At 44.8% G+C, this 16,869-nt stretch carries 17 protein-coding genes; 3 read left to right on the plus strand and 14 right to left on the minus strand.

All coding sequences use genetic code 11. The features are described from left to right. The first annotated feature begins 2 nt into the window (after positions 1-2). Positions 3-848, plus strand: a complete 846-nt coding sequence (locus tag H171_RS16310) for a tyrosine-type recombinase/integrase (RefSeq protein ID WP_100306079.1) — start codon at positions 3-5, stop codon at positions 846-848. 73 nt (positions 849-921) lie between these two features. After that, complete coding sequence (locus H171_RS16315; protein WP_100306080.1) at positions 922-2,142, plus strand: AAA family ATPase; 1,221 nt, start codon at positions 922-924, stop codon at positions 2,140-2,142. 49 nt (positions 2,143-2,191) lie between these two features. On the opposite strand, the gene H171_RS16320 is transcribed toward H171_RS16315, so the two are convergent. The 3 genes from H171_RS16320 to H171_RS16330 are packed head-to-tail and all read right to left on the minus strand — an operon-like array spanning position 2,192 to position 4,592. Further along, the gene (locus H171_RS16320; RefSeq protein WP_100306081.1) at positions 2,192-2,638 is read right to left on the minus strand and encodes a DUF1934 domain-containing protein; all 447 of its coding nucleotides are present in this window, start codon (positions 2,636-2,638) and stop codon (positions 2,192-2,194) included. A gap of 12 nt (positions 2,639-2,650) precedes the next feature. Further along, on the minus strand, positions 2,651-3,469 hold the full coding sequence (gene murI, locus H171_RS16325) for a glutamate racemase (protein ID WP_100306082.1): 819 nt from the start codon (positions 3,467-3,469) through the stop codon (positions 2,651-2,653). 58 nt (positions 3,470-3,527) lie between these two features. Beyond that, entirely contained in the window at positions 3,528-4,592 is a 1,065-nt protein-coding gene (locus H171_RS16330; RefSeq protein WP_100306083.1) for a D-alanine--D-alanine ligase family protein, read from the minus strand. 97 nt (positions 4,593-4,689) lie between these two features. On the opposite strand from H171_RS16330, the gene spoIIR reads away from it, so the two are divergent. Then, entirely contained in the window at positions 4,690-5,349 is a 660-nt protein-coding gene (spoIIR, locus tag H171_RS16335) for a stage II sporulation protein R (RefSeq protein ID WP_100306084.1), read from the plus strand. Here spoIIR and H171_RS16340 read toward each other — a convergent pair. The 11 genes from H171_RS16340 to H171_RS16390 all read right to left on the minus strand — a co-directional run bounded on the left by H171_RS16340 (position 5,318) and on the right by H171_RS16390 (position 16,862). After that, a complete protein-coding gene (locus H171_RS16340; protein ID WP_100306085.1) occupies positions 5,318-6,514 on the minus strand; it encodes a TolC family protein in 1,197 nt (398 codons plus the stop codon). The genes spoIIR and H171_RS16340 overlap by 32 nt on opposite strands. Before the next feature lie 3 nt (positions 6,515-6,517). Continuing rightward, positions 6,518-7,669, minus strand: coding sequence for a TolC family protein (locus H171_RS16345; RefSeq protein ID WP_100306086.1), 1,152 nt, complete (start codon positions 7,667-7,669; stop codon positions 6,518-6,520). A 133-nt stretch (positions 7,670-7,802) separates the two neighbouring features. After that, complete coding sequence (locus tag H171_RS16350; protein WP_100306087.1) at positions 7,803-10,844, minus strand: efflux RND transporter permease subunit; 3,042 nt, start codon at positions 10,842-10,844, stop codon at positions 7,803-7,805. Between the two features lie 12 nt (positions 10,845-10,856). Beyond that, positions 10,857-11,993 carry an efflux RND transporter periplasmic adaptor subunit gene (locus tag H171_RS16355; RefSeq protein ID WP_100306088.1) on the minus strand — a complete coding sequence of 379 codons (1,137 nt, stop codon included), beginning with the start codon at positions 11,991-11,993 and terminating at the stop codon, positions 10,857-10,859. Between the two features lie 22 nt (positions 11,994-12,015). After that, complete coding sequence (locus H171_RS16360; RefSeq protein ID WP_100306089.1) at positions 12,016-12,639, minus strand: TetR/AcrR family transcriptional regulator; 624 nt, start codon at positions 12,637-12,639, stop codon at positions 12,016-12,018. 196 nt (positions 12,640-12,835) lie between these two features. Further along, positions 12,836-13,024 (minus strand): hypothetical protein, encoded by a 189-nt coding sequence (locus H171_RS16365; protein WP_100306090.1) that lies wholly within the window; start codon positions 13,022-13,024, stop codon positions 12,836-12,838. A gap of 15 nt (positions 13,025-13,039) precedes the next feature. After that, positions 13,040-13,714 (minus strand): GntR family transcriptional regulator, encoded by a 675-nt coding sequence (locus H171_RS16370; protein ID WP_025231279.1) that lies wholly within the window; start codon positions 13,712-13,714, stop codon positions 13,040-13,042. Next, positions 13,704-14,609 (minus strand): 4-(cytidine 5'-diphospho)-2-C-methyl-D-erythritol kinase, encoded by a 906-nt coding sequence (ispE, locus tag H171_RS16375; RefSeq protein WP_100306091.1) that lies wholly within the window; start codon positions 14,607-14,609, stop codon positions 13,704-13,706. The genes H171_RS16370 and ispE overlap by 11 nt, the downstream gene beginning before the upstream one ends. 217 nt (positions 14,610-14,826) lie before the next feature. After that, positions 14,827-15,120 (minus strand): hypothetical protein, encoded by a 294-nt coding sequence (locus H171_RS16380; protein WP_100306092.1) that lies wholly within the window; start codon positions 15,118-15,120, stop codon positions 14,827-14,829. A gap of 102 nt (positions 15,121-15,222) precedes the next feature. Beyond that, complete coding sequence (locus H171_RS16385) at positions 15,223-15,591, minus strand: hypothetical protein (protein ID WP_100306093.1); 369 nt, start codon at positions 15,589-15,591, stop codon at positions 15,223-15,225. A gap of 344 nt (positions 15,592-15,935) precedes the next feature. Beyond that, positions 15,936-16,862, minus strand: a complete 927-nt coding sequence (locus H171_RS16390) for a D-ribose ABC transporter substrate-binding protein (RefSeq protein WP_100306094.1) — start codon at positions 16,860-16,862, stop codon at positions 15,936-15,938. Between the last annotated feature and the right edge of the window lie 7 nt (positions 16,863-16,869).

A 16,869-nucleotide genomic window follows, 5' to 3' on the forward strand; every position in this document is an offset into this window, starting at 1 on the left:
TTATGTTAAATGAAGAATTGCTGAATGATTTTAAGAAATTTTTGAAGAAAAAGAATTTATCAAATAATACCATTACGGCCTATGCTGGCAGCGTCCGGTTATTTTACAGTATGTATAAGGAAATCACGCCGGAGAGCCTTCAGCGTTATAAAAGCTATCTGATCACCCGCTACCGGCCGGCAACCGTCAACCAGCGGATCTATGCCATGAATCACTTTTCCCGTTTTCTGGCGGATACCAATGGAGAGGAATATATTTTAGTCGCCTCTTACCATCTTCCTTCGGTAAAAGTCCAGCAAAAAACGTTCCTGGATACCGTTATTTCAAATGAGGATTATGAGCTCTTTAAAGAGAAATTAAAAGAAGAGAAAAATTATTTCTGGTATTTTATTGTCCGCTTTCTGGCAGCAACAGGTGCCAGGGTCAGTGAATTGATTCAAATCAAGGTAGAACATTTAAACCTGGGGTATTTGGACCTTTATTCCAAGGGCGGAAAGGTACGCCGAATCTATTTCCCGGATTCTCTATGTGTAGAGGCGCTGGAATGGTGTCAAAGCCAGGGTAAACGAAGCGGTTTCCTCTTTTTAAACAAAGAAGGACGTCTGATCACCCCGCGGGGAATCAATTTTCAGCTGAAACATCTGGCCAAGCGCTATGGAATAGATACTGACACGGTTTATCCTCATTCCTTCCGCCACCGTTTTGCCAAAAACTTTTTGGCCTGTTTTAACGATATTTCTCTTTTGGCGGATTTAATGGGGCATGAAAGCATTGAAACTACCAGGATATATCTCACCCGTTCCAGCCAGGAGCAGCAGCAGATTCTGGATGAAATTATCACATGGTAAACAACTTTTTTTGTATTATTGTTTATTTTTACATTTTTTTACAGTATAATCTCGGAAAGGAGGATAAAATACCATGATAATTTCTTTTCGTTTTAAAAACTTCCGTTCCTTTCTGGATGAAACTTTTATTGATATGAAAGCGGTTAATTACAAGGAACATCCAAATCATCTGGTAATGGCCTGCAACAAGAAACTGCTTAAAACTCTGGCCATATATGGAGCAAATTCCAGTGGAAAAACCAATATTTTTCTCGCTTTTACCAGTTTTCACTCTTTTATTTTCTGGCAGCTTTTTTCAATGGAGGACATTCCCAGAAAACATTTTATGTCACTCTTACAGATCAGCTCTTTGGATAAAATTCTTCCATTCCTGGATGAGAAAGTCAACACCCAGCCCACGGAAATGGAGCTTACCTTTATCAGCGGACAACGAGTCTATGAATATGGCTTCTCTGTCCTGAACAAGAAAGTTCTCACGGAAAACCTGGCTGTGGATAACCATGTGGTATTCACACGGAATGCCGATGAGATTACCATCGGACGCCAATATGAAAAAGTGTTACGGCAGAAGTCAGGGATCCGTCCTCATGAGGACCGGTTATTCTGTTCTATTTTAACATGCCTGGATATACCCGAGATCACGGCATTCATGGAGCCTTTTGAGTCTTTTTTTTCGAAGCGGATCGCATATTATTGTGATTTTCTTGAACCATTCCAGCTTGCGGGCCATCTGGTCATGGATGGAAGGGCATACAAAGCCCTTGAAAACCCGGAGGCCCTTAATTATGCCTTGAGACAGCTAAGAAAGCTGGGAATCCCGGCAGAAGAACTTATTATTGAAAAGGGAATCCCCAAGCTTGGATACCGGGTAAAATCCCGGGAAACCGGCGAGTACCGAATACAATATATGGACTACACAAAGGTTTCCTTGGGCACTATGAAATACCTTCAATTATTCATTCAGGTTTATCATCTGTCCCAGGAGGGCGGTGTTCTGATTATTGATAACATATCAAATGAATTCCATCCGTCTGTTACAAAGTTTTTTATTGATACTTTCCAGAAGGACAAAAATTTAAACATACAGATTCTTTTCACGACCTATGATATCTCCATCTTAAATAACCAGCAGTTCCGACGGGATGAAGTGGCTTTTGTAGATATGAATGAATATCATGAATCCAGGCTCTACACCTTAGCAGACATAAAGGTCCGGTCTGACGCCAGTTTTTCCAAGGACTATCTTTTAGGCAAATATGGAGCGATCCCTCTGCTAAAAGAATCCATTCACTAGAATGACTGAAAAAGGCATACTGCCAATTGTGAACCGGCATATGTCTTTTTTAATTTAAGAGACGAAAATCCGCTGTAGCTTTGGAGTGAATATCCAGCACAATGTTGCATTCCGAAACATGCTGGTAATTGATATCAAGGGAATAGGCCACCCTCACCTTTAAGCTGTCCTCTTCCTCATTAATCTGAATATCCTTTGTGTTGATCCCGATCATTAATTCTCCGATTGGCGTGGCATAGCAGGACATGTTTTTTTTATCCTTTTCAAATGTCATATGAACGCTGGAACTGCCGCGTTTGATGATATCCAGTCCGGACTGATGGATCTTAATGGTGTTTTTGGTCACTCCCCCTGTATCTTCCTGGATCTCGTCATACAGAATGTAGTGCTTGCCGTTTTTTAAAAAATAATCGCCGGCTGTTATCATCTCGACAGAATTGCTGTCGTCTTCTGCAATCTGCATCCCGCTGATGCTGATGAGAACATCTCTTGTCATAATAAAACTCCTTTAGTACTCCTCGATATTGATTTGTTTTGTCTCTTTTACCTGTCCCGGAAGGATGGAGGCGGCAAAGCTGGTAAACTTTTCTGCCAAGTCGCTGACATAGAAGCGGTATTTTTCCAGATCACTGCTTTCCTTTCCGCATAATAGGCCATTTTCGTCCAAAATCTGTTTTAACTCCAATGCAGTTTCATATGCAGGGTTTACCAAAGTCACTTCCGGTCCCATGAGCCTTCCCACTGTAGAACGGAGAAGGGGATAATGGGTACAGCCCAGTACCAGTGTGTCAATATATTTTCCCTTTAATTCACTTAAGTATCTGGAAGCGATTTCATCGGTTACGGAATCGTGCAAAAGCCCTTCTTCCACCAACGGAACCAAAAGGGGGCATGGTTTTCCGGTCACTTCAATATCTTCTCTCATTTCCTTCATCACTCTGGTATATACTCCGCTTCGTATGGTTCCTTCTGTCCCGATGATACCGATCTTCCCGTTTTTCGTTGACTCTATGGCGGTTCTCGCTCCTGCATGGATCACGCCTACGACAGGAATGTCCACTTCCTTTTCTACCGCCTCTAGAGCGCAGGCGGTTGCGGTATTACAGGCAATCACGATTGCCTTTACATCCTGGGTCATGAGAAAGCGGATGATCTGTCTGGTAAAACGAATCACTGTGCTGCAGGATTTGCTGCCATAAGGCACCCTTGCAGTATCACCAAAATATACGATTCTTTCATCCGGCATCTGCCGCATGATCTCACGAGCAACTGTCAGTCCGCCTACACCTGAATCAAATACTCCTATAGGTGAATTTCTGTCTGCCATTTATATTCCTCTTTCCCGCCTGCTTTTGACATAAATGTCTGCCAACAGGGCGTTCCTCCTATATCCTGTAACGGTCCATTGCATGCTCCATCAGCCGGTCGACCAATTGATCCTTATTCATTCCAGCCGATTCCCAGAGCATGGGATACATGCTGATCGCCGTAAATCCGGGCATGGTATTGATCTCATTGAATACCACACTGCCATCCTTTTTCACAAAAAAGTCAACTCTTGCAAGGCCATAGCCGTCTACTGCCTGGAAAATGGCCATAGCAGCTTCTCTTACCCGGTCTGTAGCCCCCTCCGGCAGAACCGGGTCAACAACCGTTCTGGAATCAGAGTTGTTATACTTCGCATCAAAATCATAGAACTCCGCTGCCGCAAGGATCTCCCCTACTCCGGAAGCTTCCACCGGTGCATTTCCGCCACCGAATACGGCACATTCGATTTCCCGTCCGACAATCATCTCTTCTACCAGAATCTTACGGTCATGGTTTGCAGCTTCTGCCAAAGCCTCCATTAGCTCTTTCCTGTCACCCGCACGGCTTACTCCCTTGGAAGAGCCTGCATTGGAGGGCTTTACAAACACTGGGTAAGAGAACTTCTCCTCTACCCTTCCTACAACCGCCTCTATATCCTTTAAATCATGGCGCATTACCGGTACATAGGCCGCCTGGGTAATCCCCAGATCATCTGCAACGATCTTTGTATATAATTTATCCATGGAAATAGCAGAGGCCAGCACCCCGCAGCCCACATATGGAATCCCCGCCAGCTCCAAAAGCCCTTGAACGGTTCCATCCTCTCCAAATAATCCATGGAGCACTGGGAATACCACATCAACCCTGACGATCTCTGTCTTTTCCCCGTCCATCAGAATAACACCGCACATGGTTGCATCAGGAGAGATCACTGCTGAAACCGAACCATCTTTCCATGTGCCTTTTTCTATATCTTCTACAGAATCCGTTTTTATCCAACGGCCTTCTTCTGTGATTCCAATTAAAACTACATCGTATTTCTCTCTATTAATATGGTTAATAACATTGACCACTGACATACAGGATACAATATGCTCTGATGACTGGCCGCCGAATAGTACAACCGCAGTTTTTCTATCCATTTTACTCTCCTCATTAATTTCTCAATTTTACAGTGTTTATATTATAGCACATATGGTTACAATTACAAATAGATTCCAGAAAAAAGGAGGAACCCCTATGAAACAGAGACACGATTTATTTTTATGTATTACCTGTCTTCTGATCGCATTTTTGCTTACCCTGTCAGACGGAAGGCAAAAGGATGAAGCACTGGCCGCACGGATCGCACCGGAAATCCTGCGTTTTCACGTATTAGCAAACAGCGACAGCACAGAAGACCAAACCCTGAAATTAAAAGTTCGCACCATGCTGCTCAATTCAATATATGAGGACCTTGGAGAAAATGCATCCCTTGAGGAAACAAAAGACTTTGTTCTCACCCATACGGACAGCCTTGAGAAAAAAGCGGAACACTACATGAAAAAACTGGGATATGATTATCCCGCACATATGGAACTGACCAATTGTTACTTTCCCACCAAAACCTATGGAGACATGGTATTCCCCTGCGGCAATTATGAGGCCGTCCGGGTAAAAATAGGCGAAGGAAAAGGACGCAACTGGTGGTGCGTCCTTTATCCTCCGCTATGTTTCACAGATTCTACGTATGCGGTTGTACCGGATGCTTCCAAAGCAATATTAAAAAGTTCCATAGATGAAGCTGATTATCAGATAATCAGCCGGGAAGCTCCGAAGATCCATATCCGTTTCAAGCTGGTTGATCTGCTTTCCAAGAAAGCGGAGCCTACTGTTCAGAAGCCGTTACAATCCCGTTAACCGCCCACTGGTAGGTACTATAAGCCTGATATAAGGTGTTATAAGCGGTTTGCTTTTCTCCCTCTGCCTGTGAAAATGCCATCTGGGCCTGCAAATAGTTTATCTTGCTCAGCATGCCCAGCTGATAGGAGCGGTCAGCTTTTTGCTTTTCCAGCACTGCCTTTTCATAAGCGGTGGAGGCGGCGTCATAGGTGGATTTAGACTGAAGGATCTCCTGGTAATAGGACTGCATGGTAACCGTAAGGTTCTGCTCAGCCTCTGAAATACCGGCATCCTTATTCTTTATACCGGTAGTGGTCTTGTTAGAACCTCCGTGGCGTTTTTCAATCAGATCGTAATTATTTCCAATCGCCTTTGCTGTATCCGCTGTCAGGTCCAGTGCCCCGATAACGGAAAGGTCCAGTTGGGGGATTTCACCGATCTGAACTGATCCATCCGCTGGATAGCCGGTCATCAGGCAAAGAGATCGTTTCAAACCGTCGATGGTGTTGTCAAGCTGGTCAAGAGCCGCCTGGGCTGCCAGGACTCCTTTATTGGCTTCCAGAACATCTGCTTCCGTCGCCAAGCCCTGTTTAAAACTTATTGATTGGGCTTCGTAACCTGATATACTTAAATCCAGAGCCTTTTGAACCACGGCCCGATTGGCCAGGGCACTGTTATAGCCAATCATGATCTGATCTGCGGCAGAAGAGAAGGTCCTTGAATAGCGGTCAACATTTTTCCTAATTCCTGAGTCAATGCGTTTGATTCCGTTATTCATCTTCTCCGCATTACCGCCCAGGGCCTTTGCCGTGCCTTTTAAGGTCAAGTATACCATCATCCCTTCCTCGCTGCCTGTGGCTCCTGAATCTTTCATCGCCTGTGCATCGTCATTGAGATCCCGGATATACCGTCTCATTTCGTCATATACATACTGCTGGTTGCTTAACTCATTTCCTGCCGAATCTGCTATGTTCTGTACATCAGGATTAAAATACCTTACCAGATCGGAAAGCTCATCAAATTCAATGGTCTGATCGTTAAGCCTGTTCCAGGTTTCTTCTCCCATCCCATCAGGAATTGTTATACTCGTACTGCCGGGTCCTGCTGCCCCATAAACCGGCAGGGCAGCGGTGAGTGTAAGAGTCACTGCCATACAGGCAGATAAGTAGCCTTTCTTTCTCATATCTTATAAACCTCCTGTCGAAGCCAGTCCGTTTACCGCATTATCATAATTTTGAACCGCCTGAAACAGGGCAAGCTCTGCTGTCTTTATAGCGAGATTCTTCGTGTCATATGCATTTTTTTGCTTTAAATAATCCAGTTTGCTTAAGGATCCCAGGTCATATTTCCTCTGGGCAGTATCCATATTTTTACTTTCCAGAGCAAATTCTGCACCTGCCTGGTCATACGCTGCTTTTGCCTGAAGAACCGCCCGGTAGCGTTTTGTTAAATCGGAACCGATATTCTGCTCATTGCTTGTTATTGTCCGGTTTAAGGTCTGCTTTGTAATATCCCCCACGGCATTTTCCAGCTTCCTCTTATTAATTTTTAAGGTATAGCTGTTGCCCAGGGCAGAATCCTTATCTGTGTCCGGGTTCATGGCTGCAATGCGTTCCATATTCACAGCCGGAATTTCCAAAATATCCGGTGAGTCGTTGTATTTCCAGCCCAGCATAACACAAAGCTTCTGTCTAGTCTCCTCAACAGAAGATGTCAGCTTATCAATGGAAGTCTGTGTGCTCTGAACACTCTCTAAAGCACCCAGTACATCGGCCTGGGTAGCCATTCCTGCACTTTGTCTTACCAGTGCGGACTGGTATGCAGCCTCTGCAAACTCCAGGCTGCTCTTTGCACTTTCCAGCTCATATCTCTGCTGAAAAAAGGTGATCATGGAAGACTGGGCCGTTGCTACCAGATTGGCTTCCTCCTGCTCATAGGTAAGCTGATATACCTGCAAATCCTCTACATTGTTATCTGCCATGGCTTCCGCACTGTTGGCGCTGGCCGCACCGCTTGCATCAGACACCGGGTCATCTCCGGTAATCATGTTTCTGTAATCGCTTGCGGCATCCCGGTAATACTGGGCATTCTGGTCACTGGTAATCCGGTCATCCTTTTTCTTATCATTAATATCCAGCTGGTTTTTCTGAACCGTCACATTATATTCACGGATCAGGCCTGCCAGTTCATCATATTCCATCACATTGTCCCGGAGCTTTGACCACTCCTCTGGGGTTCTTGCAAACTCCGGGCTTCCGGCCCAAGCTGTGGCCGCCGGTCCGGAGACAGTAAGCGCTGCCGCAAGGCAAAATGCGCTGATCTGTTTCCATTTTCTCATCCTGAATCCTCCTTAACTGGGATTTTTATGCTGTTTACCTGTCATTATCTTATCATATCCTGTTTAAAACATGAAATCCACTTTCTTCCAAAAGGGAACCGGAGTTTACGAAGGTCCGGCTCCCTGCTGTCTCTTAATCCGGTAATAAATTCTTATCCGTTTTACCGCTCATAATAGAATAATATACTGGAAGCATGAGCAGCGACAGAATGGTGGAAGCCGTCAAACCGCCCACGTTTACTAATGCAAGGCCCTGCATGGTTTCTCCATTCTTTCCGATCGCCATTGCCATAGGTACCATGGACACCACTGTGGTGAGCGTTGTCATGAGAATGGGACGTAGCCTGGTAGCTCCAGCTTCAATCAGAGCGGTGCGCTTATCCATGGTCGAACGGTACTGGTTCACCGTATCCACATAAAGGATTCCGGAGTTTACCACCGTACCGATAAGCATCAAAAAGCCAAGGAGGGATGGCATACTGATAGCAACTCCTGCGGCCGCCAGGAATCCAAAGGACCCGATTAAGCTGAAAGGAATCGTAGTCATGACCATCAGGGAGAACTTTGGAGATTCAAACTGGGCAGCCATGACGATGAAGATCAGGAATATAGCCGTAGCGATTGCTTTAAACAAGCTGGTGAACTCCTCCTGCATAGACTCATCCTCACTGTTCTTTGCCCTTGTAACGATATCATTCAAATACTTATTTACTATCTTTTCATCAATATCTTTTTTTGCCGCTTCTTTATCCTTTTTCGTCTTTACTACATCGGTAAAGGAGCCTGTAATGGTAACCACGTATTGTTTGTTCTTCCTGCTGATTGAGGAAGGACTGTCTTCATAGCCGATATCCGCAATATCCGTAAGCGCCGCAGAGCCGCCATAGTTGTTTGGTACCATGATGCCCTCTACTTTATCAAGAGTATCATAAGAATCTTTTGGATATTCCACTTTAATATCAACTTCCTGGCCTGCCACTTCCATGGTAGATGCCTTTGTACCACTCAGCATGTTGTTTAATAAGCTGCCCACACTGGCTGGGACAACGCCTTCTGCCGCTGCCTTTATGGGATCAACCCGGACTTTTAATACAGGCGCTGCATTCTCCAGGTCCGAATGGACTTTGATGAGCTGCGGGTTTTCGATCAACTCTGCCACCATTTGGTTTGAAACGGTTTTTAGTTTATCCAGCTGGGAGCTTTGAAGGATTACCTCAAAATCATTACTGCTGCTCATCTGGCTCATGGAGGAGGTGGACTCAACGGTAACATTGCAGTCAGCAAGTTGGTTCATCTCCTTTTTCCACTTGTTTACAACCTCCTTGGTGGACAGCTTACGGTCATCCTTTAAGTAAGCGGTTAAGGTTCCTTTTTTACCTCCGGTAAAGCTTAGGCCGCTCCCTCCATAGTTTACCATATAGGACTTTAAATCCTCCTCACTGGTAACAATATCTTCCAGCTTCTTTAGGATTTTATCCGCCTCTTCCAACTTAAGCCCAGGTTTCATCTCTGCAGAAACGGTGATCGTTCCCTGGTCCACCTCGGGCATCAGCTCAAACCCAAGCTTGGTAGCCAGGGCAAAAGACGCGATCAAAAGCAGAACTGACACGATCATAACCAGCGCACGTCTGTTAAGCAACCGGTCTACAATCTTTCGGTAGCCATTCTGCATCGCTTTTACAATTCCTCCCATAGGAGAATTCTGCTTTTCAACAGGCCGGAACCTGCTGTAGCACAGAGGAACAATGGTGATGGCCGAAAGCAGTGATGCCAGCATACAGAATACAATCGTATAGCCCAACGGCTTAAAGAGCTGGCCTGTAAGGCCTTCCAAAAGTGCCAGAGGGATAAATACGACACAGGTGGTAATGGTTCCTCCAAGAATGGACTGCAGCACAACTCCCGTTCCTTCTAACGCTGCCTGCATGTATTCCCGGAACCCGGTGCCCTTTTGGGAGCGGAAACAGCTCTCCAAAACTACGATTGAGTTATCCACCATCATACCTACACCAAGAACGATACTGCTCATGGTGATAACGTTCAGGGAAAAGCCCATGGCCGCCATTAAGATAAGTGAAACCAGAATGGATACCGGAATGGAACTTCCTACAATGAGGGATGCCTTAATATCTCCAAAGAAAAGGAAAATAATAATCATGGAAATAATAACCGCCATGACCATGGTATCCTTAACACTGTTAAGGGCTGATGTAATCTGGTCACTGGTATCATCAACAACTACGATATCCAGGTTGGGGTATTCTCTTTGCAAAGTTTCAACGGTCTTTGACACAGCTTTGGAGACATCCACCGCACTGTTTTTCTGCTGTTTATTAATGGATAAGGTAATGGTATCTTCTCCATTATACCGGCCGATGGCTTCCTGCTTTTCAGAGGTTTCCGAAATAACGGCAATGTCCTCCATATAAATGGTCTTTCCCTCGCCAGCCACTACAGGGATCTTTTTAAGGCTTTCTATGTTTCCTACTTCTACACCGGTACTGACAGATAAATCACGCTTTCCCACTCCGGTACTTCCTGCCGGGTATGTAAAATCAGCCGCTTTGATGGCCTGGCTGATGGAATTCATAGTAAGATGATACTGGTTCATCTTCTCCGGAATCAGACGGACACTAACATAGCCTTTCTGACCTCCGCTTACACCTATGCTTGCAACGGATGAAATCTTTTCAAATTCCGGCACGATTTTATCGTTTACATAGTTATAAAGATTATTTTGGGATGGGTCCTTAACTGCCAAAGTAACCACAGGCATGTCATTAATATTGAATTCCATAACGCTGGGAGTTTCCACGTCGTCTGGAAGCTCTACATTATCCATTTTCTTTTTCAGATCCGAATACGCCTTATTCATATCCGTACCATATTCATACTCCAGAAGCACGATGGAAACATTCTCCTGGGAGCTGGACTGGACATTCTTAATGCCTGACAGGGTGCCTACGGCATCTTCCACCGGCCTGGTGACCAGATCGTTTACATCTTCCGGGTTCGCCCCTGCATAAACGCTGCTGATCAACAGCATGGGGAAGTTCATTTCCGGTGTCAGCTCCATTTTAGAAGACAAAACAGAGGACAGACCAAATACAATCAAGCATAATATAGCTAAGACGGTGGTTACGGGTCGCTTTAAAACACTTTTTGTGATTCCCATATTACCGCCCCCTTACTGTGCCGGACCGGAAGGTTCTGTTCCAGTTTCTTCTGCCGTGTCTTCTTCTGCCTGAGATTCATTATCATATCCGCCTGCAATAGTAACCTTAGACCCCTCATACAATTCACTGGTCCATGTGGTCACTACCTGATCAGCAGCAGCAATACCACTTTGGATCTCAGTATACTCATTGTCTGCCAGCCCTACGGTTACCGCATTTTTCTTAAGCGATCCATCTGTATATGTATAAATGAACGGGTTCCCGCCCTCATAATAAACGCTGTCAACCGGAACTGTAAGGACATTCTCTGCCCTTTGGGCGATTACGTAAAGCTTGACAGAAGTCCCAGTAGCCAGGGCATCTCCATCAGGTATGGAAGCCTTTACCTTGAATAAGCCGCTTGCCTGATCAATCATTGTACTTACTTCCGTTATGGCCGCCGTATGATCGGTGCCATTCTTTTCTACCCTTATGGAATCTCCTGTCTTCAGTCCTCCTACAATACGCTCCGAAACATAAAAGGTCAGGGATTTCCCGCCTTCCCCTGAAATAACGCAAAGAGTGGTCTGAGGTGAGACCATATCATGTAAGCTGATGTTAAAACTTTCCACACGTCCTGCTATAGGCGCCGTCACCTGGCTGCTTTCCATCTGGATCTTATATGCAATTTTGGCATTCTCATATTGAAGCCTTGCCATCTCCACTTTATCGACCAGAGACTGATAATCTGCTTCCGCCACATCGCCGGCGGCATAAAGAACGGAATAACGATCCAGATTCTTCTTAGCGTCTTCATAAGTAATTCTGGCGGTTTCTGAAGTGATCCGTGAGCTTTCCACCTGTTTTGTGTCGATGACACAGAGAAGCTGGCCCGCGGATACCATATCGCCGGTCTTAACTCCTACACTTGTAATTTCTCCTGCCCCAAGAGGCGTAACATGCACGATACTGTCCGGTTCAATCGTTCCGATCAGTTCATTGCTTAACTCAATGGTCCTGATTTCAGGCTTTTCTACAGTTACAGCCGGCGGTACCTCCGCCACAAGCTCCTCCTTTTTTCCTTCCAGTACCCTTGGAAGAATCAGTCCTGCCACGGCTGCCACAATTACAACCGCTCCTGCAATGATGAATATCTTTTTCTTCGTCATAATAACTCCTTATTTGGCCATATTAAGATTGTAATGATTGTTTACGAATTCCATATTGCAGAATTTCTAATTTTTCCAGGAAAATTTTCTTAATTTTTTCTTCATCTTCCCGATGGTGATAGTACCAGCCCATACAATGAGCAAGTTCTAAGAAAATCATGGATACCAGTTTCCCAAAGGTTTCCATACTCTGATCTTTAAAATCAGAGGTATCGATGGCACGGTACATCATCTTCTGCAGCTCTTGCTGGCTTTTGGAATTTTCCTGGCATAGCTGATGAGTCGCACCAAACATTGTCTCACTATCAGCAATGTTCTTAATCAGCTGCAGAACATTTTCCTTTGTATTGGATATGCTGTATTGTAAAAACGTTTCGGCCGTTTTCCATAAATCACCATTATTTTTTTCCGCGTAATCCACCCAGCTATTCTGAAAATTTTCAGCTGCATCTTCGAAAATATATCTAAGAACATCACGCTTATCTTCAAAATAAGTATAAAAGCTTCCTCTTGATATTCCTGCAGCCTGGATTATTTTATTAATAGAAGCCTTTTCAAACGGCACCCTAGTAAATTCCTCCACTGCTGCATCGCGGATGGTTTTCCTTTTTCCTGCCGGAAGATTATAAAACCGTTCCGTTGGCATCTTTTCATCTCTCCTTTCTCTTTTCCCATGTGAATCCTCCGAACACACGAAAAGGTGACAACATGCCACTTATTATAATGACACGTTGTCACCTTGTCAAGAAAGGTTATATTTATTTAATAATTTTTCCAATTCTGTTTATCTTTTGCAATTTTCTGCCCTCGTTTTTGGGCAAAATGGTATGACTGCCGTGGGCCTATCTCCTGTCCAGAAGTTCCTTTAAGGCTTCATCACTCTCTTCGATCCACACATCTTCTTCTTCTTCATTGAGGCCGAGAAACCGGGCAAGGGTTTCGGGCGTACTGCTGATATTCCACTCTTCAATAAAATCATCAATGGCTTCAAATTCTATCTCACCGGCCAGATATTTCTCCTTAAACGTCATAAAATACCTCTCTTCTTATTCCTGTTCCTTGATATTCTTTGATACGGTGATCTCCTGGTTATCAATATGCTCCCGCATTGCTTCTTTTGCTTCCTGAACCTTCCGCTGTCTGACCGCCTTCAATATGTTGTCATGTTCCAGCAAAAGGATCTGGCGTTTATCCTCGTCCTTAATGTATTCCAAACGGTAACGGTACATCTGCTCTCTTAAATTGTTGATCATCTGCACCAGCCTGTCATTGCAGGTACCTTTATAAATCACATCATGATAAGCTTCATCCGTCTCCGCAATCTCCATTGGATTGCCCTGTTCCACAGCCTCTTTAAATTCTTCCTGCTTTTTTTCAAGCTCCTCTACGGCCTCCGGGGTCATACGCTGGCAGGCCAGTTCTATCGCAAGCTCCTCTAAGGATCTGCGGACCTCCAATACATCCCTTAAGCTCTTCTCCGAAATCTTAGCAACCTCGGCTCCCTTTCTGGGTATCATTAATACAAGCCCTTCCAGTTCCAGTTTCCGTATGGCTTCCCGGATAGGCGTACGGCTGACTCCAAGACGTTCCGCAAGCTGGATCTCCATAAGGCGCTCTCCCGGTGCCAGTTCCCCTTTTAAAATTGCCTGGCGCAGCGTGTTAAAGACTACGTCCCGAAGGGGCAGATATTCATTCATATTAACCTTTAAATCATTGCTCATTTGTAACCTCCCTGGTATTATAAAAGTTCGTCAGATAAACCTGTTTTGCAAGGCTCTTTGCCTCGCCATACCTCAATTCCTCATAAGCCCTTTCTGCGGCTTTTGGGCTTGTAAAAATGCCAAAAACCGTAGGGCCGCTTCCGCTCATTAAGGCGTTCACTGCTCCCAATTCTATCATTTTGTCTTTAATCTGTGCAATCACCGGATATTCCGGTATCGTAACTGTTTCAAGCACATTTCCCAGGCGTTCCGACACCTGGTATATGTTGTGGTTCGAAATGGCTTCGATCATGCCGTCAATATCCGGGTGATCCTCTCGCCGTAAGCCGGGTAAATCCAGATGCTCATAAACGAACTTCGTGGATACGCTGACCCCAGGCTTTGCTATGAGCACCTGGCACTGGGGCATATCGGGAAGAGGCGTTAAAATTTCCCCGATTCCTTCGCTCAGCGCAGTTCCTCTCATCAAACAATAGGGAACATCCGCTCCGATCTTCACCCCCCGTTCCATCAGTTCTTCTCTTGTCAGGCCTAGCTGGAACATCTTGTTCACTCCGAACAGTACCGTCGCCGCATCGCTGCTGCCGCCGGCCATACCTGCAGAAACCGGTATGAATTTATTTAAGTGAATGCGGATTCCGTGAATAATATGAAACTCCTCCATCAGAAGCCTGGCTGCTTTATAAACCAGGTTGTTTTCATTCACTGGAAGATAATAGAGATTTGTCACTACCTCAATTCCCGGAGTCTCTTTTAAGTAAATATCAATCTTATCATAAAGGCCTACGGTCTGCATGATCATTCGTACCTCATGGTATCCGTCTTCCCGTTTTCTTAAAACATCAAGTCCCAGATTAATCTTACCATATGCTTTTAATCCCAGATGTCTTATCATAGGCAAACATCCCTCACTTTTTATCTCTTAGGATTGTATTTTTTTATTTTTTTGTATACAGTATTTAGTATATAACGAAACAAGAAAAAGTACAAGAGGTTTATTCCTTAATATGCCTCTTTCATTGTTAAATTTTCATAAACAATGGGATTAGCCGTTTGCTCCTGTTAGAACAAACGGCTATGTAAAAAAATATATATGTTTGATGACGAATCCTTTACCTTCCCCACACCTTTATCCGGTTATATCCTTCCTTTAAATTTTCCAAAGAACCGACCATCGGGAAGGTTTTTCTGGGAAGTCCCAAATAATCCGTATTAAGGACAATGGGATCTCCTTTAGGATCTTCATAAGGAGCTTCCACGATCCGCACCATCCCAAGTTTTTCCGTGCCTATGATCTCTGTTTTGATTTCAAACAGTTCTTTTTCCGCTTCCATCTCCAGGTAAGTGCCGTCAGCTTCCTCCACGATTCTGATTCTGGGATCCTTCTGGCTTAAGAAATGGTTCATTTCCCGTTCGAAGGCAGGAGCTCCATTCAGATACCCGTTACCTACAGATAGGATCTGTGTTTGTTAATGGGGAAGCCCTTTGTCAGCGAACCGCATTATCCCTTATTTTTCACCGGAAAGAACTTCCGCCTGTGCCTCCTGCATCTTCTTGTTTGCCTCTTTAGGAGTTATGGTAAGGCCGAAAACCTCCTGGTTTCCATCCAGATGGGCATTGGCAACGCTTGGATTTAAGTACTGACCCAGGGTTCCGCATAGAATGGAAACATCCGCAGACCAACCATCAACGGCAGGGAAACCAAACCATCCCACCTTGCTGTAAAAATCACTTCCGCCCTCTTCACTGTCAGTCTTAAAGACCGCTGTATTCCAGGAGCCAGTTAAGCACTCTTCCTCAAAGCTACCGCTGCCGTCACATGCATTCCGAAATGGTTCCGGACCGCCTTTCCTGGCTGCCAGATACTGAAAATACATGGAACCTGTCCAATTTGGCCCATTGGCAAGAGCAAAGGGTATGATGCCGTTCGCAAGAAATGTATCGCTTGCTTCTTCCAGCTCCGATACAGTGGTCTCCTTTTCGTATATAATGATAGTATTATAGTACTAAAACAGAATTCGGAAATCTATTTAATATTCTGTCTGAAATCTATAATATTCTTACCTTCTTGATTCCATAGGATTTCCCTGGCCCAAAGTCTCTCCTGCCCGCCGTCTGACGGTTACACTAGTTTTTATGGCTTGGATATCTGTGGTTTGCTGCATACAAAAAAAATCCAGCCAGATTATCTTATACGGATAATCTGGCTGGACTTAAGTTTTTATTTCTTGATCAGCGTAACTTCCACCGGTATGGACTTCTCAACACTTTTTCCTTCCATGATTGAAATAGCAGTTTCAACAGCTGTCTTTCCCATCAGTTCCGGCTGCTGTGCGACTGTCGCTGCCATTGTACCGTCTTCCACCGCTTTTCTCGCATCATCCGTAGCGTCAAAGCCAACTACCTTGATATCTTTTCCGGTTGATGCAATTGCTTCAACAGCGCCTAATGCCATCTCATCATTGTGAGCAAACACTCCTTTTATATCACCATCGGCCTGGAGGATATTCTCCATAACAGATAAGCCTTCCGCTCTGTTAAAATTGGCTGTCTGGCTGGAAACCACTTTTAAATCCTTGTCTGCCACTTCGTGGAATCCCTGCCCGCGGTCAATGGCAGCAGATGCTCCCGGCACGCCTTCCAGTTCAGCAACCTTTGCTCCATCGCCAACCAGCTCTTTCAAGTATTCTGCCGCCATTCTTGCACCAGCCACATTATCAGAGGCAATCTGGCACTCTACCTCGGCTCCATTTACCGCGCGGTCAACCGCTATGACTTTAATTCCCTTTTTCGTGGCTGATTCTACTGCTGATGCTACCGCATCGGAATCCACTGGATTTACAATCAGAACTTTGATATTTTTTGATATTAAATCTTCAATATCGCTGATCTGCTTTGCGCTGTCATCACCTGCATCTACCACTGTAAGCTGAATTCCTTTCTCTTTAGCAGCATTTTTTGCTCCGTCTGATAACGTCACGAAAAATGGATTATTAAGCGTTGAAACAGAAAATCCGACTGTCTGACCGCTGCCTGCCAGACTGCCGCCTTCTTTCTTCTCACCGCCTCCTGCGCTGCATCCAACTAACGCACTTGCCCCTAAGGCCATAACAATTACCAATGATGCCACTTTTTTAAATTTTTTCATTTTATAT

The organism is [Clostridium] celerecrescens 18A, from assembly GCF_002797975.1.
Lineage (GTDB): Bacteria > Bacillota > Clostridia > Lachnospirales > Lachnospiraceae > Lacrimispora > Lacrimispora celerecrescens.